Source organism: Rhodococcus rhodochrous (genome assembly GCF_900187265.1).
Classification (GTDB): domain Bacteria; phylum Actinomycetota; class Actinomycetes; order Mycobacteriales; family Mycobacteriaceae; genus Rhodococcus; species Rhodococcus rhodochrous.
In genome coordinates, this window is the sequence record NZ_LT906450.1 from 4,384,302 (window position 1) to 4,405,676 (window position 21,375).

At 71.2% G+C, this 21,375-nt stretch carries 3 protein-coding genes; 1 reads left to right on the forward strand and 2 read right to left on the reverse strand.

The features are described from left to right. The first annotated feature begins 208 nt into the window (after window positions 1-208). Window positions 209-724, forward strand: a complete 516-nt coding sequence (locus tag CKW34_RS20110; RefSeq protein ID WP_059384684.1) for an arsenate reductase/protein-tyrosine-phosphatase family protein — start codon at window positions 209-211, stop codon at window positions 722-724. Here CKW34_RS20110 and CKW34_RS20115 read toward each other — a convergent pair. Both CKW34_RS20115 and CKW34_RS20120 read right to left on the reverse strand, forming a co-directional pair. Beyond that, a complete protein-coding gene (locus CKW34_RS20115; protein ID WP_059384690.1) occupies window positions 695-2,449 on the reverse strand; it encodes a tyrosine-protein kinase domain-containing protein in 1,755 nt (584 codons plus the stop codon). The genes CKW34_RS20110 and CKW34_RS20115 overlap by 30 nt on opposite strands. After that, window positions 2,449-21,228, reverse strand: coding sequence for a non-ribosomal peptide synthetase (locus CKW34_RS20120; protein WP_059384689.1), 18,780 nt, complete (start codon window positions 21,226-21,228; stop codon window positions 2,449-2,451). Before CKW34_RS20120 ends, CKW34_RS20115 begins: the two co-directional genes overlap by 1 nt. Window positions 21,229-21,375 lie beyond the last annotated feature (147 nt).

The following is a 21,375-nucleotide window of genomic DNA, read 5'->3' on the forward strand; positions in this document are numbered from 1 at the left end:
CCACCCGAACGGCGCTCTCCCCCACGGTCACACCGAGAATAGAACTCATCAGCCGCCTTCGACGTTGGATGCGCCAGCCGCTTCAGCTTCCCCCGGCGCCCGAAATCACCGACGATGGTACAGAACGTTACCGACCGGTCACGAGGGCCGTTCGGATGACGTATACGGGGACCGAGCACCCTGACGGCGTCTCCCATAGGATCGCCGAATGCGGATTCTCTATGTGTGTACCGGAAACATCTGCCGCTCACCCACCGCAGAGAGGCTGACCACCGCATACGCGGCCGAACAAGGTCGCGGAGATCTCTCGGCGCACAGTGCCGGCACCCGGGCGATGGTCGGTCACGGCATGGAACCCACCGCTGCCCTCGTGTTGCAGCAGCTCGGAGGCGATCCGGACGGATTCGCCGCGCGCCGGATCACCCCGCAGATCGCGGAGGACTCCGACATGATCATCACGATGAGCGAGAACCACCGGGCAAAGGTGGTCCAGCTCGCCCCGCGCCGGATGCGGGTGACGTTCACACTGCGCGAGGCTGCCCGGCTGCAGAAGGCCACCGGAGCGCGAACCATCGCAGAACTGACGACGGCCCGGGCGCAGATGTCTGCACCCGGGCCGGAGGACATCGTCGATCCGATCGGCCGCGACGAGGAGACGTTCGTCGCGGTCGGATCCGAGATCGCCGACCTGTTGCTACCTCTCCTCGCCGCTCTCCGATCCTGAGTCGTTCACCGGGCGCCGCGGTGCGTGCACCACGGGCCGCGACAGCGGCTCGGCGGAGGAGTACGCCTGCGGCGCCTGGTAGGGCTCGCTGCCGTACCGCTCCGTTGCCGGCTGCGGCGCCGGCGGGAACTGCTCCGCAGCGCGGTAGTGGTAGGCGTCGTTGCTCGGCGCCGGGTAGGCCTGCGTGGCCGGCGGCTCGACGTGGCGATGACCGTTCTGCGGCCGTGCCGGGCCTTCCACGGGTGCCTGCGTCTGCGGGGCAGGCTGGGCGGCCGGTGCGGTCGGGGCCGGTGCACCGACACGCTGTGTCGCCGGCGTGCTCGTCTGGGCGGCCGCCGGAGCAGCAGCCGGAGCGGCACCGTCCTTGTCGGAGCTGTAGTAGTAGTAGCGGTACTCGTAGGCCGTGCCGCGTCCCTTGGTGGGGGTCATCGCCAGGATCGTGCCGAGCACGGGCGCGTTGATCGCACGCAGGTTGCCGACGGCCCGCGCGAACTGCTCGCGGGTGGTCTTGCCGTAACGCGCGATGAGCAGCGCACCGTCGGCGATGCTCGTGAGGATCGCCGCGTCGGTGACGGGCAGCAGCGGCGGCGCGTCGATGATGACGTAGTCGAAGCGCGACCGCAGGTCCTCGATGACCTCCCGCGCATGCGCGGAGCCGAGCAGCTCGGACGGGTTGGGCGGCAGACCGCCCGCAGCGAGCACGCACATGCCGTCGAAGCGGGTCGGCTGGAGCACGTCCTCGAGCGAGGCCGTGTGCGCGAGCACGTTCGACAGGCCGGCGTCGCCGAGCGTGGCGAGGTACTTGCTCACGCGCGGGCGGCGCAGGTCGGCTTCGACGAGCACCACGGAGTGTCCGGCTTCGGCGAGCACCAGGGCCAGGTTGACGGCCGTGGTGGTCTTTCCCTCGCTGGGAAGCGAGCTGGTGACGACAATCGCGCGCGGCGGGTTGTCGACCTCGAGGAACTGCAGGTTGGTCCGCATCTCGCGGTAGGCCTCGGCGTCGCCGCTGTTGGCTTCCGCGAAGACGATCGCCGGCTCTTCCTGGCGGGCCTTGTCGAGCGGGATCACACCCACCACACCGGTGCCGGCGAGATCCTCGACGGCGTTGCGGTCCTTGATGGTGTTGTCGAGGCGGTCACGCAGCACCGCGAGGGCGATACCGAGCAGCAGACCGACGGCCAGACCCAGCGCGACGTTCCGCGTGGTCTTCGGCGTCACCGGCGACGACGGCGTGGCTGCGTACTGCTCGACCACCACGCGGGCGGTGGGCGGGCCGCCGTCCTCCGGGGTCTCCAGTTCGCGTGCCATGACGACGAATTCGTCCGACAGCGCGTTGGCGAGGTCGCGGGCACGCTCGGGCGACTCGTCGGTGACGGCGGTGTCGATGAGCACCGTGTCGGGAGTCGACGAAGCGGTCACCTTGCCGGCCAGATCGACGGCCGACATGTCGCCGAGACCGAGCTTCTCGAGGGTGCGCTGCGCGAGGGTGGTGCCCTCGAGCAGTTCGGTGTAGGAGGTGACTCGCTGCTGCGAGAACAGGTTGCCCTGGTAGATCTCCTGCACCGATGCGCCCGACGAGGTCGACACGAACAGACGTGTCTTGGCTTCGTACTGCGGCGTGGTCAGCAGGGAGGCGCCGAGAGCGGCAAGAACCGCCACCACCGTCGTGACGGCGACGATCCTCCACCTCGCCTGCAGAATTCGCAGGTAATCATGTACTTCCATCAGGGCGTCTCCCTCGTTGCGGTAACACTGCGTGCGCACCCGGTGGGCGCGGTGTGGGGGTCGTCGTGGCGCTCGAGCACGCTGTCGAGCACCGGGCCGATCGCACGCACCGCGTCCGGATCGGCCAGTTCCGAGTGCGTGAACGGCACCGGATGTTCGACGACGAGACCGCGCACATATCGCTGCCAGGTGGCGGCGAGATCTGGGTGCCGGTCGAGATCGGGGGCGGCGACCACCAGGACGATGTCGCCGTCGTATTCGCCGAGGGTGTGCCGGCGCACCGCGTCTTCGACGGCCTGCGCGGCGGCGTCGGTGCGGCGCCGGACCTCGGCGACGAGTTCTTCGGGCAGCCCGGCGATGTCGGGTACGTTCTCTGCCGCAGGGTGGGGCTCGGCAGGCACAGTCTCGGGCGTGAGCGTGTCGAGCAGCACTACCGCACCGACCTGCTCTCCGTGCTCGCGGAGCTGCACGGCCATCTCGTGTGCGATGGTGCCGCCCACCGACCAGCCCAGCAGGTGGTAGGGACCATCGGGCCTCACCTTACGGATTTCGGCCACATACCGCGCGGCGAGTTCGCCGATGCTGTCCGGAATGTCGTCGAAGCCCGTTGCCTGCAGTCCGTAGACGGTGCGGCCGTCCAGGTGCGGTGCCAATCCGGCGTACATCCATGCGAGTCCGCTGATGGGGTGCACGCAGAACAGCGGGGGCCGTTCATCACCGCGACCGGCGATCTCGACGATACTGCCGAGCGGGTCGCGGTCGTCATCGCTGCGGCCGTGCTCGATCCGGTCGGCCAGAGCGGCGAGATCCGTACTGGTGAACAGCCATTCGACGGGGACGTCGGCGCCGAGCGCGTCGCGCAGTTCGCCGGCGACGGTGACGGCCGCGATGGAACTGCCGCCGAGATCGAAGAAGCTTCGGTCGGCGGAGATCTCGTCGACCGGCAGATCGAGGTGGCGGGCGAACACCGCGGCGACGGTCTGTGCGATGCGACCCTGCGGCGCCACATACGGTTCGTCGACCGCGGTGTCGGGGGCGGGCAGCGCCGCGCGGTCGACCTTGCCGGACACCGTCAGCGGCAGTGCGTCGACGACGGTGATGCTCGCCGGTCGCAGGTGCCGCGGCAGGTCGGCGACGAGCGCGCGACGCAGCGCCGCCATGTCGGGTGCGGTGCCGGTCTCGGGCTGGATGTAGGAGACGAGCACGGTGTCGCCGGCACGTCCGGGATGCGGGACGGTCACGGCCGCTGCGACTCCCGGGCGGCTCAGCAGCGCGGCGTCGACCTCGGCGGGTTCGATGCGGATGCCGTGGATCTTCACCTGGTCGTCGATGCGGGCCACGTAGTCCAGTACCCCGTTCGGCTGGATCCGAACCAGGTCGCCCGTGCGGTACAGCCGCGACCCGCCGTCGTCGAACGGGTTCGCGACGAATCGGGTTGCGGTGAGGCCGGATTCGTAGCGGTAGCCGCGGGCGGTGCTGTCGCCGGTCACGTAGAGCTCGCCGACGGTGCCGCGCGGCACGGGGTGCAGGCGCGAATCGAGCACGTAGGCGGTGGCTCCGGCGACAGGCGTGCCGATGCTCGGCTTGTCGTCACCCATGAGCGGTGCGGAATACGAGACGGCGACGGTGAATTCGGTGGGTCCGTAGCCGTTGACGATCCGGTGCCGCGACCAGCGGCCCACCAGCGCACCGGGCAGGGTCTCACCCGCGGCGACGATCGTCGTCGGCTCGAGTGCCTCGGGGTCGAGGGTGCCGAGCACGGTGGGCGTGAGGTTGAGGTGCGTGACGCGCTCGTCGACGATCAGCTCCTGCAGGGGTTCCCCGGCGAAGGTGTGGTCGGGGGCGATCACGAGGGCGCCGCCGTGCGCGTGGGCGGAGAGCAGTTCGAAGACCGCGGCGTCGAAGGTGTGCGAGGCGACCTGCAGCACGCGCGATTCCGGCCCGAGGTCGAGCAGGTCGGTCTGCACGTCGAGCAGCGCCGCGAGTCCGCGGTGGGTGACGTCGACGCCCTTCGGTGTGCCCGTGGTGCCGGACGTGTAGATCGTGTAGGCGAGGTCGCCGGATGTCACTGCGGGACGCGGCGGTTCGACGGCATCGAAGTCGATGCTGCGGTCGGCGGTGAGGTCGAGCCACATCACGTGGCCGAATTCGCGGTAGCCGACGGTCAGGCCGATGCGGGCACCGGAGTCGGCGAGGATCGCGGCGCTGCGCGCGTCGGGCTGGGTGAGATCGACGGACACCCACGCCGCACCGAGTTTCGTGATCGCCCAGACGGCGAGCGGCCAGTACTCGCTGCGCGGCACGGCGATCGCGACGAGGTCTCCGCGTCGTACGCCGTGGGAGGCGAGCACGGAAGCGATCTCGTCGGCGCGGGCGTCGAGTCCGCCGTACGTCCACGCGACGGTGCCGGAGCGCACCGCGATGCGTCCGCGATGCTGCTCGACGGCAGTCTCCAGGATCTCGGGCAGCGTGCGCGGTGCGACGGCGGGAGCCGACAGCGGTGCGTGCACCGGCACGGCGAGATCGCCGACGGCGCGGTCGGGTTCGGCGAGGGCGGCGGCGAGCATCGCGACGAGGTCGGTGAGCATCGCGTCGCCGGTGGTGTCGTCGAACAGATCCGTCGCGTAGACCAGGCGCAGGTCGAGTCCGGCCTCGTGCTCGACGAGTTCGACGACCACGTCGAACTGCGCGGCCGGTTCCCCGGCGTCGGTCTCGGCGATCTGCACGTCCGGCAGTTGCGGCAGCACCTCGCCGGCCTCGACGCGGTGCGTGAGCAGCACCTGGAAGAGCGGGCTGTACGACGGGTCGCGACGCGGCGCGAGGCGCGCGACGACCTCGTCGAACGGCACGTCGGCGTGCGCGAGCGCGCCGAGGTCGGTGGCCCGCACATCACGCAGCAGATCGGTGAACGGACGCGACGGGTCGACGGCGGTGCGCAGCACGACGGTGCCGACGAACATGCCGACGAGCCGGTCGAGACGCGCATCGGGGCGACCCGCGATCGCGGTGCCGACGGCGATGTCGGTGCGTCCGCTGCGACGCGCGAGCATCGCGGCGAGCACCGCGTGGACGAGCATGAACACCGTGACGTCGTGGCTGCGCGCGACATCCCGGAGGCGACGGTGGGTCTCGGCGTCGAGCGTCGAGACGATCTGCGCGCCACGGTGCGTCGGCTGCGCGGGGCGCGGCCGGTCGGCGGGCAACGGCAGCGGGCCGTCGGGGATGCCGGCAAGTGTGGTGGCCCAGTAGTCGAGTTGACGGGCGGCGAGCGAACTCGGGTCGGTGACGTCGCCGAGCAGTTCGTGCTGCCAGCGCGCGTAGTCGCCGTAGGTGACGGGCAGTGACTCGAAGACCGGTGCTTCTCCCCCGCGACGCGCGGCGTAGGCGACGGCGAGATCGGTGAGCAGCGGACCGACGGACGCGCCGTCGAACGCGATGTGGTGCACGGCGGCAGCGAGCACCCAGCGGCCGGGTTCGACGTCGAACAACCGGATCCGCATCGGTGCCTGCGTCGTGATGTCGAAGGGCGTGGTGATCGTGGCGGTCACGGCTGCGGCGACGTCTTCCGGCGCGGAGTGTTCGAGCACCGGCGGGTCGACGGGCACCTGGACGTCGTCGGTGAAGGCGGTGCGCAGCACGCGGTGACGGTCGACGACATCGCTCACCGCAGCGGTGAGGGCGTCGACGTCGAGGTTGCCGCTCAACGTCAGCACGACCGGCACGAGATAGCCGGCGGTGCCGGTCTCGGCGCGCGCGACGATGCCGAGGCGGCGCTGCGCGGGCGCGATCGGTGCCAGGGTGTCGTCGTCGTAGTGCCGCAGCGCGACGCGCTGGTCGTCGCCGGATTCGATGCGGGCGGCGAGCGCGGCGAGCGTGGGGGCGGCGAGCACCTCGCGCACCGGCACGTCGGTGCCGAACGCCTCGCTCAGGCGCGCGGCGAAGACGACGGCCGACAGCGAGTCACCACCGGCGGTGAAGAACCCGCGGTGCGCGGCCGGGCGGGCGCCGAGCACGTCCTCGGCGACGGTGACGACGAGATCCTCGGCGTCGGTGAGCGGCCGGTCGAGGGCTTCATCGTCGTCGAGTGCGGCGGCGTCGTGCAGTTCGAGCGCGGCGACGTCGAGCTTGCCGTTGGGGGTGAGGGGCAGCTGGGCGAGCGCGTGCACGCGGGTCGGCATGCGATGCGGCGGTACGACGAGCGCGAGTCGCGCGGTGATGTCGTCGGCCGACAGGTCCGGGCCGGCCGCGAACGCGACGAGCGTGCCGCTCACCGCGACCACCGCGGCCTGCCGGATGCCGGACTGGGCGAGCAGCGTGGCTTCGAGTTCGCCGGGTTCGATACGCACGCCGCGCACCTTGAGCTGGCGGTCGGTGCGGCCGAGATAGCCGAGGGTGTCGTCGACGCGGCGGTGGACGCGGTCGCCCGTGCGGTACATGCGTGCACCGCCGGGGGCGGCGACGAAGCGTTCGGCGGTGCGGGCCGGGTCGTCGAGATATCCGGCGGCGAGGCCTTCACCCGCAAGGTACAGCTCGCCGACCGCGCCGGCCGGCACGGGCCGCAGGCGTGCGTCGAGCACGTGGGCGACGGTGCCGGGGACGGGCTTGCCGATGCTCGGGCGGGTGCCGGGTTCGATGTCGACGAGGGTCGCGACGATCGTGGCCTCGGTCGGTCCGTAGGCGTCGAGCATCACGCGGCCGTCGGCCCAGCGCGCCGCGAGCGACGGCGACAGCGATTCGCCACCGGACGCGACGACCTTCAGGTCGGGCAGTCCCTCGGGGTCGAGGGTGCCGAGCACCGTGGGGGTCGACAGGTAGTGGGTGATGCGCTGTTCGGCGAGGTAGCGGTGCAGGTCCTGACCGGCGTAGACGTCCGGGGGTGCGACGACGAGCGTCGCACCGGTGGTGTGGGCGAGCAGCAGTTCGAGCAGCGCGGCGTCGAACTCGGGTGAATAGCCGTGCAGTACGCGGTCTCCGGGCTCCACCCGGTAGCGCTCGGCGGCTTCGGCGGCGAGCGGGGCGAGTCCGCGGTGCGTCACGGCGACCCGCTTCGGGGTGCCGGTGGAGCCGGAGGTGGACACGACGTAGGCGGTGCCGGGCAGGCACGTCTCCCCTGCCTGCCGCGAATGGGTGAAGGCCGCACCGGTCTTGGTGATGGCCCACAGGGTGCGGATGTAGTCGACGCTGCGCGGTGCGTCGATGCGGACGATCCGGCCGTCCCGCGCGCCGTCGGCCCGCAGCTCGTCGGCGAGGGCGTCGGACTGTTCGTCGAGTTCGCGGTAGGTGAGCGATTTGCCGTCGCCGCGCAGGGCCTCGCGGTCGGGATGCGCGGCGGCGGTGGCGCGCAGCATCTCGGCGAGGGTGCGGGTCGGGGCCGGTTCGCCGCCGTCGAGGGCAGCGGCCGGGGCGTCGACGGCCATTTCACCGATGGTCGTGTCGGGTGCGCTCGCCAGGTTGCCGAGCAGCGCGACGAACCGGGTGACGAGCAGTTCGGCGGTGCGGCCGGCGAAGCGGGCGGCGTCGAACACGAGCGTGCCGGCGTAACCGGCGGGGCGTGGGGCGAGCGTGAACTGCAGGTCGAACTTCGGTGTGTCGTCGAGGACTTCGCGGGCCTCGACCGTGAGCTCCCCGAGGCTGATCGGATCGATTCCGAAGTCCTGCAGCGCCAAAGCGACCTGCGGCGCGCCGCTCTGCCGCTCCGACAGCAGCTGCTCGTACGGCACGGCGACGTGGTCGAAGGCGGCGACGTCGAAGTCGCGGACCTGGCCGAGCAGTCCGGCGAACGACATGTCGGGGGCCACGCGGGCGCGCAGCACGAGGGTGTCGAGGAACGGGCCGACGAGGTCTTCGAGCTGCGCCCAGCGGCGTCCGCCCACCACGGCGGCGACGGCGATGTCGTCGCTGCCGCCGAGTCGCGCGAGCAGCACCGAGAGGGCGGCGTGCAGCACCATGAACTCGGTGGCGCCGTGTGCGCGGGCGAGGTCGGCGAGCGCCTCGCGCACATCGGCGGGCACCGTGAAGTCGACGCTGCGTGCACCGGTTTCGGTTCCGGTGGCGTCGGCGGGCAGTTCGGTGAGGGTGAGTCCGTCGAGGGCGCGCCGCCAGTGCTCGAGGTCGCGTTCGGGGATGCCGCGTTCGGCTTCCCACAGGGCGTAGTCGGCGTACTGCAGCGGCAGCGGTTCCCACTGCGGGGCCGCACCGTTCACGCGGGCGAGATAGGCGATGGTGAGGTCGCGCAGCAGCGGCTTCAACGACGTGCCGTCGGCGATCGAATGGTCGACGTCGAGGTGCAGCACGTGCTGGTCGGGGCCGGTGCGTTCGAGTCGCACGCGCCACCGGTCGCTGCGCGGCGCCTCGTGGACCTGCTGGTACACGCCGTCGCCGTCGACGATGTAGTCGGTGCGCAGGATCTCGTGGCGCAGCGCGACGTCGCCGAGGGCGGCCTGCAGGGCACCGAGGTCGAGCGGTCCGCTCAGGTTGACCTCGCTGCGCAGCCGGTAGGCATCGGGGGCGAGCGAACTCAGTCCCCACAGACGACGCTGGGCGCGGCTGAGCGGAATCCGTTCCGGGCGCGGCGACACGGCGACGGGTCCGGCGTCGGTGTCGAAACCACCGGCGTCGAGGGCGGCGGCGAGCGCGTCGACGGTGGGGTTCGCGAATACCGTGCGCAGCGGCACGTCGGTGCCGGTCTCGTCGCGCAGGCGTCCGACGAGGACGGTGGCGAGCAGCGAGTTGCCGCCGACGGCGAAGAAGTCGTCGGTGCGTCCCACCGCGGTGCCGTCGCCGAGGACGTCGCCGATGATGCGGGCGACGAGCGCTTCGGTCTCGGTGCGCGGTTGGCTGCCTTCGCCGGCGGCGGGTTCGGGCAGTGCGGTGGCATCGACCTTGCCGTGGGAGGTGAGCGGGATCGCGGCCAGCGGCACGATCGCGGTGGGCACGAGGTGCGCGGGCAGAACGGTGCGCAGCTGGGCTCGCAGGTCTGTGTCGTCCAGGTTGTTGCCGTCGAGGTTCTCACCGGTGACGTAGGAGACGAGACGACCGCTGCGCACGAGCGTCACGGCCCGGTCGACGCCGTCGAGCGCGGTGAGGGCGGTATCGATCTCGCCGGGTTCGATGCGCACACCGCGCAACTTGATCTGGTTGTCGCTGCGGCCGACGAATTCGAGGGCACCGGCACGGGTCCAGCGCACGAGGTCGCCGGTGCGGTAGCGGCGGCCGTCGGGTCCGGCGACGAACCGCGCTGCGGTGCGCGCGGCGGCGTCGCGGTAGCCCGAGGCGAGTCGCGGTCCGGAGACGTAGAGTTCGCCGACCACCCCGGTGGGCACGGGACGCAGCCGCTCGTCGAGGACCTCGACGGTGACGCCGCGAACCGGGGTGCCGATGACGATGTCGTCGCCGGGTCGCAAGGGCTGCGAGTTGGTGACGAACATCGTGGCCTCGGCCGGGCCGTAGCTGTTGACGAGGGTGCGCCCGTCTCCCCAGCGGTCGACGATCTCGCGGGTGAGCCGATCGCCGCCGAGCACGAGGGTGCGCAGGGCCGGCAGGTCGCGCACCGGCACGGTCGCGAGCGTCGACGGTGTCATCACCGCGTGGGTGATCCCGGCGCTGTCGAGCAGGTCGCCGAGGGCGGCGCCGCCGTAACTGTCGGCGTCGGCCACCACGAGCGTCGCGCCGGAGATGCCGGCGGTGAGCATCTCGAGCATCGCGGCGTCGAACGACGGTGCCGCGACGTGCAGGACGCGATCGCCCGGGAAGGCGGCGAGGTATTCGCCGATGTCCTCGGCGAACGCGCTCGCGGCGCGCTGGGTGACGGTGACGGCCTTGGGGTGTCCGGTGGTGCCGGAGGTGAAGACGAAGTAGGCGGGCGCGTCGGGTGCGGCATCGACGACGTCGGCGAGCGGCTCCTCGTCGTCCGAGGTCACTTCGAGCCACCGCACGGTCGCCGGAAGTGTCGGCGCTTCACCGACTCCCACGCGCACGTCGGCGAGCATCTCGGCCAGGCGCGCGGTGGGGGCGGCGGGGTCGACGAGCATCGGTGCGGCACCGGCGGCGATGATGCCCCACACGGCGAGCACGGATTCGAGCGAGCGCGGGTAGGCGCACGCGACCGGATCGCCCGGGCGCACTCCGGCGAGCTGGAGGCGCGCGGCGAGAGCGTCGGCGTAGTACAGCAGTTCGGGATACGACAGTTCGCGGTCGCCGTCCACGATCGCGAGTTCCTCGCCACCGGCGGCCGCACCCTGCGCGAGCCACTGCCGCAGCGACCGGGATGCACCCGGTGTGGCGCCGACGGTGGGTAAATCGACGTCGCCGTGCAGGTCGATCTCACCGACCCGCACGTCCGGATCGGCTGCGGCCGCGCTGAGGATCGCACGCAGACGGTCGGCGTAGGCGGCGACGGTGTCGGCGTCGTACAGGTCTGTGCTGTAGAAGAATTCGAGGTCGATGCCGTCCTGCTGTTCGGTGACGGTGACCTGCACGTCGACGTTGACCGTCTCGGTGTCGACGGGTGCGGCGGTGACGTTGAGCCCCGGCAACGCGAAGGTCGACGCGACGGGTCGTGCCTGCGACAGCGCCACCTGGAACAGCGGATGGCGCGCTTCGCTGCGGGCGGGCTGCAGCTTCTCGACGAGCGTCTCGAACGGTGCGTCGGGGTTGCTGTAGGCGGCGAGGTCGCGGCGGTGCACCTGCGCGAGCAGGTCGGTGAAGGGGGCGTCGGGGTCGACGTCGGTGCGCAGCACGAGGGTGCCGGCGAACATGCCGACGACGTCGTCGAGCTGCGGGTCGCCGCGACCGGAGACGGCGGTGCCGATGGGGATGTCACGACCGGCACCGTGGCGCGCGAGCAGCGCCGCGAGTGCGGCGTGCAGCACCATGAACACCGTCGCGCGACCCTCACGGGCCAGCGTGTGCAGTCCGCGGACGAGGTCGGCGTCGAGCGAGACGGTGTGGGCGGCACCGTGTCCGGTGGGCTGCGCGGGTCGCGGGCGGTCACCGGGCAGGGTCACCTCGTCGGGCAACTCGGCGAGTTCGCCCAGCCAGTACGGGATCTGCTCGTCGGCGACGCTGCGCTGCCACCGCGCGTAGTCGGTGTACTGGACGGGCAGCGCGGGGAGTTCGGGGGTCGCGCCGGTGAGGCGGGCGTCGTAGGCGACGGCGATATCGCGCAGCAGCGGCGTGAGCGACCAGCCGTCGGCCGCGATGTGGTGCAGGACGACGAGCAGCACGTGCCGGTCGGGTGCCGTCCGGTACAGGCGCATGCGGGCCGGGGGTTCGACGGTGAGATCGAATCCGGTGGTGGCGTAGTCGCGGACGAACTCGTCGAGGGCGTCCTCCGGCACGGCCACCGGGTCGAGATCGGGGCGTGCGGCGGGCAGCACGGTGTACTCGTCGGCGGCCGGGTAGACGGTACGCAGCGTGCGGTGCCGTTCGAGCACGTCGGTCACGGCGGCGGTGAGGGCGTCGAGGTCGAGGTTCCCGTCGAGCCGCACCGCGAAGGGCAGGTTGTAGCTCGGGGACGCCGGGTCGAAGCGGTTGATGAACCACAGGCGCTGCTGCGCCGCCGACAGCGGGGCGGGCGCGTCGGGGTCGGCGACGAGAGGTGCGCGGCGCGAGCGGGTCTCACTGTTCTCGTCGACGAAGGCGGCGAGCGCTGCGACGGTGCGGTTCTCGAAGACGTCGCGCACGGTGACGTCGGTGTCGAGTACGTCCGACAGGCGACCGGCGAGGCGCGTGGCGAGCAGCGAGTTGCCGCCGAGGTGGAAGAAGTCGTCGTCGGCGCCGAGGGTGCCGGGGGCGATGCCGAGCAGTTCGGCGCACACGTCCGCGACGAGTTCTTCGACCGGTCCGTGCGGTGCCGCTCCCCCGCCGGCGGTGACGTCGGGGGTGGGCAGCGCGGCGCGGTCGAGTTTGCCGTTGGCGGTGAGCGGCAGCGCGTCGAGGACCACGGCGGCCGACGGGACGAGGTGGTCGGGCAGGCTGCGGCGCAGGTCGCGCAGGGCCGCGGTGGCATCGCCGCCGACGAGGTAGGCGACGAGGCGGTCGTCGCGCAGCAGCACGACGGCCTGGCGTACGCCTTCGCTGCGCAGCAGGGCGGCTTCGACCTCGCCCGGTTCGATGCGGTAGCCGCGCAGTTCGATCTGCTGGTCGGCGCGACCGAGATAGTGCAGGGCACCGCTGGTGTCGCGGCGGCCGAGGTCGCCGGTGCGGTAGCGGCGGGTGCCACCGGGGGCGGCGACGAAGCGGGTCGCGGTCTGGCCGGGACGTCCGCGGTAGCCGCGCGCGAGTTGGTCTCCGCGCACGTACAGTTCGCCGATCACCCCGGGCAGTGCGGGTCGCAGCGACGAATCGAGCACGTCCACGGCGAGACCGGGCAGCGGCGCACCGATGCCGGTCGCGGTGGCGTCGCCGAAGGTCACGTGCACGGTGGTCTCGGTGATGCCGAACATGTTGACCACCCGCACATGCGGATGACGTTCGGCCCACGGGCGCACGCGCTCCGGGTCGAGGGCTTCGCCGCCGAAGATCAGCAGCCGCAGGTATTCGAGCGGTGCGTGATCGGTGGCGGCGAGCTGGTAGAAGGCCGTGGGGGTCTGGTTGAGCACCGTCACCCGATTGCTCGTGAGCACGTCCACGAAGGCGGCCGGGTCGCGCACGGTGAGGTGGTCGACCACCACGACAGACGCGCCGGTGGCCAGCGGTGCCCACATCTCCCAGACGGAGAAGTCGAAGGCCGGCGAGTGGAACAGCGTCCACACGTCGTCGGCGCGCAGTCCGAATTCGTCGACGGTCGCGGCGAGCAGCGACAGCACGTTGCGGTGCGTCACCTGCACGCCCTTGGGGGTTCCGGTGGAGCCGGACGTGTAGACGATGTAGGCGCCGAGATCCGCGACGAGCGGGAAGTCGAACAGCGCGCCGTCGTCGAGGCGGCCGGCCACCTCCGGGTCGTCGAGTCGCAGCGTCGGCACGCGGACGTCGGTGAAGTCGCTGTCGGTGACGACCAGCGAGGGCTGCGCGTCGTCGAACAGGGCCTGCAGGCGCGTCGCGGGATGCGTGACGTCGACGGGCAGGTAGATGCCGCCGGCGCGGGAGACGGCGAGGATCGCGACGACGAGGTCGGGGGTCCGCGGCAGTGCGACGGCGACGACGTCCTCGGCGGTGACGCCGCGTTCGCGGAGGAGTTTCGCGAGCGCGCCCGAGCGCGACCACAGCGCGCCGTAGCTGAGGGAGTACCCGTCCCCCACCACGGCGACCGCCGCAGGATCGTCGGCCACGCGCTGCGCGACCAGCTCGGGCAGCGACTCTGCCGAAAGTTGTTGCGCGACGCCGACGGGGGTGAGGTCGGCGTCGCCCAACTCGATACCGCCGACCGACACAGCCGGGTCGGCGGTAACGGCATCGAGGATACGCACGAACCACGACTGCCACTGCACAATCGTGTGCGAATCCAAAAGTTCGTCCGCGTACGTAAGGATCGTTTCCAAACCGGCGGGCACACCGGTCTCGGAACGGCGTTCGCGGACGGTCAGTTCGAGGTCGACGCGGGCCGTGCCCACCGGGATTTCGCGGATGGTCGTGGAGCTGCCGGGCAGCGTGAACTCGTCGAGCGAGAACGACTCGTACGCCAGGATGACCTGGAACAACGGGTGGTGCGCGTCGGTGCCGGCACCCACCGCGTCGACGATGCGATCGAACGGCACGTCGGCGTGGGCGAAGGCGTCGAGATCGGCGCGACGAGTATCGGCGAGCAGGTCGACGAAGGTTCGGCGCGGATGCACCCGCAAACGCAGTGGCACGGTGCCGACGAACATGCCCACCACGTCGTCGACCGCGGCGTCGCTGCGTCCGGAGACCGGTGTGCCGATGGTGACGTCGTCGGTGGCGGCCAGTGCCGACAGCAGCGTCGCGAAGGCCGCGTGCATCACCATGAACGGCGTGACGTCGTGGGCGCGAGCGAGCTTGTCGACTGCGGCGTGCAGTTCGGCGGGGATCGTGAAGCTCGCGCGACCTGCGGTACCGGTGGTCGCCGCGGTGCGGGGACGGTCGGTGGGCAGCGCGAGCAGCGGCGACGCGTCGTCGAGGGTCTTCTGCCAGAAGGCGAGCTGCCGTGCCGCGAGGCTGTCGGGGTCGTTCTCGTCGCCGAGCACGGCCCGGTGCCAGCGCGCGTAGTCGCGGTAGGTGACCGCCGGTGCCGGCAGGTCCACCGTCTCCCCGTCGCGGTGGGCGCGGTAGGCAGCGACGGCGTCGCGTCCGAGCGGCAGTAGTGACAGACCGTCGGCGGCGATGTGGTCGATCACCACGGTGAGCACGTAGCCGGAGTCCGTCCGGTACAGCCGGGTGCGGATCGGCGGGTCGACGGTGAGATCGAAACGCGCGCGGGCGAATTCGGCCAGCTCCGCATCGAGGTCGGCGCCGGCGTCGACGGGCTCGAGGTCGAGCGTCACCGACGGCAGCACGTGCTGACGCGGGCCGGACGGGCTGTCGGGGAAGACCGTGCGCAGCGAGTCGTGGCGAGACAGCACGGTGGCGGCGGCCGCACGCACGGCGTCGAGGTCGGTGTCGGCGTCGAGGTCGAGCGCGAAGGCGATGTGGTCGCCGCCGTCGATGCCGTCGGCCACGTCGAACCGGTTGAGCAGCCACATGCGCTGCTGCGCGGGTGCGAGCGGCGCGTCGCTGTCGTCGTCGATGTGTACGAGCGGCAGGTGCTCGCCGGTGGGTTCCTCGGCGAGCAGGTTGGCGAGTTCGGTGACGGTGGGGTGCTCGAAGATGTCGCGCACACCCACCCGGCGCCCCGCGACTCCCCGCAGGCGCGCGGCGAGCTGGGTCGCGAGCAGCGAGTTGCCGCCGACGGCGAAGAAGTCGTCGGATCCGGCGACGTTCGGCAGGTCGAGCAGATCGGCGACCACACCGGCGACGAGTTCTTCGGTGGCGCTGCGATATCCGTCGGTGCGGGTCGCGGTGACCTCAGGCTCGGGCAGCGCGGCGCGGTCGATCTTGCCGGTGCTGGTGAGCGGGAACGCGTCGAGCACGGTGACGGTCGCGGGCACCATGTGCCGGGGCAGACGCTCGGCGGCCCATTCGCGGATCTCGTGCGGGTCGAGGCGGCCGTTGCGGCTGTGCACGTAGGTGGCGAGGGTGTCGCCGCGCACCACGGTCACGGCGGTGCCGATGCCCGGGTGGGTCTGCAGGGTCGCGTCGATCTCGCCGAGTTCGATGCGGAAGCCGCGGATCTTGACCTGGTGGTCGCTGCGGCCGACGAACTCGAGAGCGCGGTCGTCGTCGTGTCCCGTCCAGCGGACGAGATCGCCTGTGCGGTAGAGACGCCCGATGCCGAACGGGTTCGCGACGAACCGGTCGGCGGTGAGCGCGGGAGCGTCGAGGTAGCCGCGGGCGACGCCCTGTCCCCCGAGATACAACTCGCCGGTCACACCTTCGGGCACGGGCCGCAGGCGTTCGCTGAGCACCACCGCGGTGACGCCGACGAGGCCGGTGCCGATGGTGAGCCGGTCGCCGGGTGCGAAGGGGTCGCTCGACGTGGCGAGCACCGTCGTCTCGGTGGGGCCGTAGACGTTGAGCAGGGTGCGGCCGGGCGCCCAGCGTTCGGCGGTCTCGACCGGCCATGACTCGCCGCCGATCGCGATGGTGCGCAGGGCGTCGAGTCCGGTGGGGTCGAGCTGGGTGGGCACCGACGGCGTCGAGAACCAGTGGGTGATGCCTTCGGAGCGAAGCAGTTCCACGAGTTCGTCGCCACCGAACAGGTCGGCGGGCGCGACCACCAGTGTGCCGCCGGAGGTGAGTGCCAGGACGTATTCGAGCACCGCGCCGTCGAAGGCAGGGGTTGCGAAGTGCAGCACCCGTGCTTCGGTTGCGGTGTCCGAGATGGTGGGCAGGTCGAAGCGCTCGACGAACGACTGTGCGAGCGGGCCGAGTCCACGATGCGAGACCACCACGCCCTTGGGCCGGCCGGTGGAGCCCGAGGTGTAGACGACGTAGGCCGTGTTGTCGACGTGCAGCGGCCGCACGCGATCGGCGTCGGCGATCGGGCGGGTGTCGCCCTCGACGGTGAAGGCGATCGGCTCGACCCCGTCGGGCAGCGCGACGTCGCCGTCGACGATCGCGTACCGCGCGCCGGATGCGCCGAGCAGCTGGGCGATGCGCGCGGCGGGCTGGTTGGGGTCGACGGGCACGAAGGCCGCGCCGCTCAGGGCGACGGCCGCGGCGGCGAGCACCGAACGCGTCGACCGCGAGAGCACGACGGCCACACGGTCTTCCGTGCCGATGCCCCGCTCGATCAGCGTCCATGCGAGCGGTCGTGCCGCCGTGCGGATCTCGACGGCCTGTCCACCGGGCTCGGTCACGCAGGCCGGCGACCGGTCGATGATCTCGGCGAAAGTCGCTTCCGGGCCGGGTTCGGCCGGTTCGACGGAGAGGGTGCCGAGGTCGAGGTCGCCGACGGGCAACGACGGATGCTGCGCGACCTGCTCGAGCACTCCGCTCAGGCGGGTCACCCAGCGCGCGATGGTGTCGTCGTCGAACAGTTTCGTGTCGTAGACGAGGCGGCCGGTGAGCGATCCGTCGCGCAGTTCACGCAGCGAGATCTCGACGTCGAATCGCGCCTGCGCCGAGGCGATCTCCTGCGGCCGCACCGTGAGGCCGGGCAGTTCGAGGTCGGGCACGTCCACGTTGTCGTAGGCGAGCATCACGTGGAAGGGCGAGAAGCCCAGAGCGTCGACGACGTAGTCGAACGGCACGGTGGCGTGCGCGAAGGCGTCGAGGTCGGTGTCGCGTGCCTGCGCGAGCAGTGCCGTGAACGGCTGCGCCGGGTCGACATTGGTCCGCAGCGTGACGGTGCCGACGAACATGCCGACGAGCGCGTCGAGGTCGGGATGGTCGCGACCGGCCGTTCCGGTGCCGATGGCGATGTCGTGCCCGGACGTCCAGGCGGCCAGCCACACGGCGACGGCGGCGTGCACGGCCATGAAGGTGGTGGCGTCGTGCGCGGCGGCGACGGACCGCAGCGCCGCGACCTGCTCGGCCGGCACCGTGAAATCCACGGCCGCAGCGGGACCGAAGCCGCCGTTGCGGGGACGGTCGGTGGGCAGCGGCGCCGCGTCGGCGAGACCGTCGAGTGTGCGTGTCCAGTAGTCGATCTCGCGACCGGCGCGGGTGTCGGGCGCCGCCGGATCGCCGAGACGGTCGAGATGCCACTGCGCGTAGTGCCGGTAGTGCAGCGGCAGCGGCGCCCACGCAGGCGCTTCCCCGGCCGTGCGGGCGAGGTAGGCGACGGCGACGTCGGCGGTGAGCGGAACGAACGACGCACCGTCGAGCGCGATGTGGTGGGCGACGACGGCGAGCACATGCTTGTCGTCGTCGAGTCGCAGCAGGCGGATGCGGAACGGGATCTGCGCGGTGAGGTCGAACGGTTCGGCCGCCCACTCGGTGATGAGCGCTTCGACGTCGCCCTCGGCAGTTTCGGGTTCGAGAGCGAGACCGGCGACGGCGCGATCGAGCGGCAATACGTCCTGCACGGGGCCGTCGAGCTCGAGGCGAAACAGTGTGCGGAGGGTTTCGTGCCGGTCGAGGACGTCCACCACCGCGGCTTGCAGCGCCGGCAGGTCGAGGGCGCCGTCGAGGTGCAACGCGAACGGCAGGTGGTAGGCAGCCGGGTCGCCGTGCGCGCGGGCGAGCAGGAACAGTCGGCGCTGCGCGGGGGCGAGCGGTGACGGTCCGGTGTCGGAGGTGGCGACGGGTCGCGATTCCGATTCGGGTCGCTTCGCCGCGGCTGCCGCCAGTCGGGCGACGGTCGGGTGGGCGAAGACGTCGCGCAACTGCACGTCGCGGCCCAACGCGGCACCGAGACGGGCAGCGAGCTGGGCGGCACCGAGCGAGTGGCCACCGAGCGCGAAGAAGTCGTCGTCGGCTCCGATGTCGTCGATGCCGGTGAGCTCGGCGATCAGCTCGGCGACGATCTTCTCGGTCGGGCCGTTGGGCGGCCGAGATCCGACGGCCACGGCACGCTCGGGTGCGGGCAGCGCGCGCCGGTCGACCTTGCCGCCCGGCGTGAGGGGCAGCGCCTCGAGCACGGTGATCGACGACGGACGCAGATAGGTGGGTAGTTCGTCGGCGAGGCGGACGGTGAGGTCGGCTGGGTCGACGTCGCCCACGACGTAGGCGGCGATGTGCTCGCCGTGGACGGTGACGGTCGCGGCCTGCACCTCGTCGAAGGAGACGAGCGCGGCTTCGATCTCACCGAGTTCGATGCGGTAGCCGCGGATCTTCACCTGCTGGTCGGCGCGGCCGAGGAATTCGAGGTGCCCGTCGGTGGTCCAGCGGGCACGGTCGCCCGTGCGGTACATGCGCCCACCGAACGGCGAGGCGACGAAGCGTTCGGCGGTGAGGGCCGGTGCGCCGAGGTAGCCGCGCGCGACGCCCGGTCCCCCGAGATACAGCTCGCCGATCACGCCGGCGGGCACGGGATGCAGGCGGGCGTCGAGGACGGCGGCGGTCATGCCGTCGATCGGTCGGCCGATCGGAACGCCCGCGCCGGGCTGCAGCGGATCGCTGAGCGTCGCGAGGATCGTGGTCTCGGTGGGCCCGTAGGCGTTGAGCATCGTGCGGCCGGTGGACCAGCGATCGGCCACGGCCTGCGGCAGCGCTTCGCCACCGGCGTCGAGAACCTGCAGGTCGGGCAGGCCGTCGTCGGGAGTGACGGCGAGGATCGCCGGTGCGGTGATCGCGTGGGTGACTGATTCGCTGCGCAGCAGGGTTGCCAGCGCCGGTCCGCCGACGACGTCGGGCGGGCAGATCACCAGAGTCGCGCCGACGTCGAAGGCGAGGAGCAATTCCTGCAGCGACGCGTCGAAGGACGGCGACGCGAGGTGCAGCACGCGCGATGTCTCGTCGGCGCGGTAGCGATCGCGCAGCGTGGACACGAGCGCCGACACACCGCGGTGGCCCACCGCGACGGCCTTCGGGGTGCCGGTGGAACCGGACGTGTGGATGGCCCACGCCGTGTTGTCGACGTGCAGCGGCCGCAGGCGATGCTCGGCAGTGAACGTCTCGCCGGAACCGTCGGCGGGCGGCGCGATGCGGGTGACGTGCTCGGGCAGCGCCGGGTGGTCGTGAGCGACGGCGATCCGCACGTCGCGCAGCACCTGGTCGAGGCGGCGGGCGGGAAGTTCGGGGTCGAGCGGGGTGTAAGCGGCACCGGTCTTGGCGATGGCCCACAGCGCGACCACCGAATCGATCGAGCGAGCCAGCAGCACCGCGACGCGCTCTTCGGGGCCGGCACCCGCCGCGACCAGCGCATGAGCGAGCGCATCGGAGCGAGCGTCGAGTTCGCGGTAGGTGATGCTGTCGGTTCCGTCCACGACGGCGGCGGTGTCGCTCGCGGCGTGGCGGGTGAGGACGTCGGGCAGCAGTTCCGGCTCGGGCGCGGTGCGTCCGCGGGCGGGAGCCAGATCGTCGAGCTCGGCCGGGTCGGCGAGGGCGAGATCGCCCACCGCGACACCCGCGTTCTGCACGAACTCCTTCAGGAATCCGCGGAAACGGCTGTGCAGCGACGAGAGGTGCTCGTCGCTGTAGAGATTGGGGTTGGCCTCGAAGTCGACGCGCATCGTGCGCCCGGCGACGCCCGGGTAGACATTCACGGCGAGATCGTCGATCGGGCCGCTGGACTGGTGGTGGTACTCCCCCGTCACGTCGCCGAACGCGATTTCGGGATGGAACATCATCAGGTTGACGGTGGGCCCGAACGGGCTCGCCGCCTCGTCGCGGGAGCGGCCGAGGCTGCGCAGATCCGCGAGCATGTCTTCGTACCGATACCGCTGGTGGCGCAGGGTGCTGCTCAGTTCCACCTGCACGTCGCGGATGAGCTCGACGGGTGTGGTTGCCGGATCCACGCACAGACGCAACGGCACGACGTTGGCAAGAACACCTGCGGACCGACGCAGCGCGGCGGTGGTGCGCGCCGAGACGGGCAAGCTGAGCACGACGTCGACCACACCCGTCGTCCGGGCGAGGAACGCGCCGAACGCCGCGAGGACGATCGGCACATCGGTGGAGTTCGCGTCGTGGGCGAGCGCCGAGACGGCGGCCGCGGTGTCGGCGTCGAGTTCGGAGTTCGCCCGGCGTGCCGGCACCCCGAGAGGTGCTTCGTGATCGACGAACGACACGGATTCGGGCAGGTCGGCGAGGCGCTCGAGCCAGTGCTGACGGTCGGTGTCCTGACGCTTCGAGCCCACATAGGCGGCCTCGACATCGAGAATGTCGGCAATCGGCATCGCCTTGAGCGGCGGCGCCTCGGAGCCGGAGACCCACGCCGAATACAGTTCGGCGGCGCGGTTGAGCATGTTGACCGCGCCCTGCCCGTCGAGCGCGATGTGGTGGACGTAGCTCGACAGGAAGTAGCGGTCGTCACTGATCTGCAGCACCGTCGTGAAGATCGACCGGTCGTGCAGCAGATCCAACGGGCTCGTGTAGCGCTCGGTCATCCACTCGGATGCCGCTTGCTCTGGGTCTGTCTCGGAACGGAAGTCGATGTACGGAACATCGTCGTCGAACGCGACGTCAACATATTGGTGCGGCACGCCATCGACGTCGGTGAAGAACAAGAAACCCGACTCGACATCGCGCGCAGCCTGCACACACGCAGCACGCAAGAGCTCGATGTCAAGTTCACCGATGAGCTCTACGTACTGCGCGGTGGTGAAAGGTACGTCTGGATGCAGCAACTGCGCATACCAGAGACCCCGCTGACTCAGGGACAGCGGAAGTAGGTGCACCACGCTCCCCTCGTCCTCCCGACACAATTCAGGACACGGGAAGTGCAGAACCCTCCCCTGTCATGCGATCGTGGACGGAGCCTCCCAACTCCACTGTCACGATCACCGTGCAGAAGTTTACTTACAGTCACTGTTACCCACCACTTG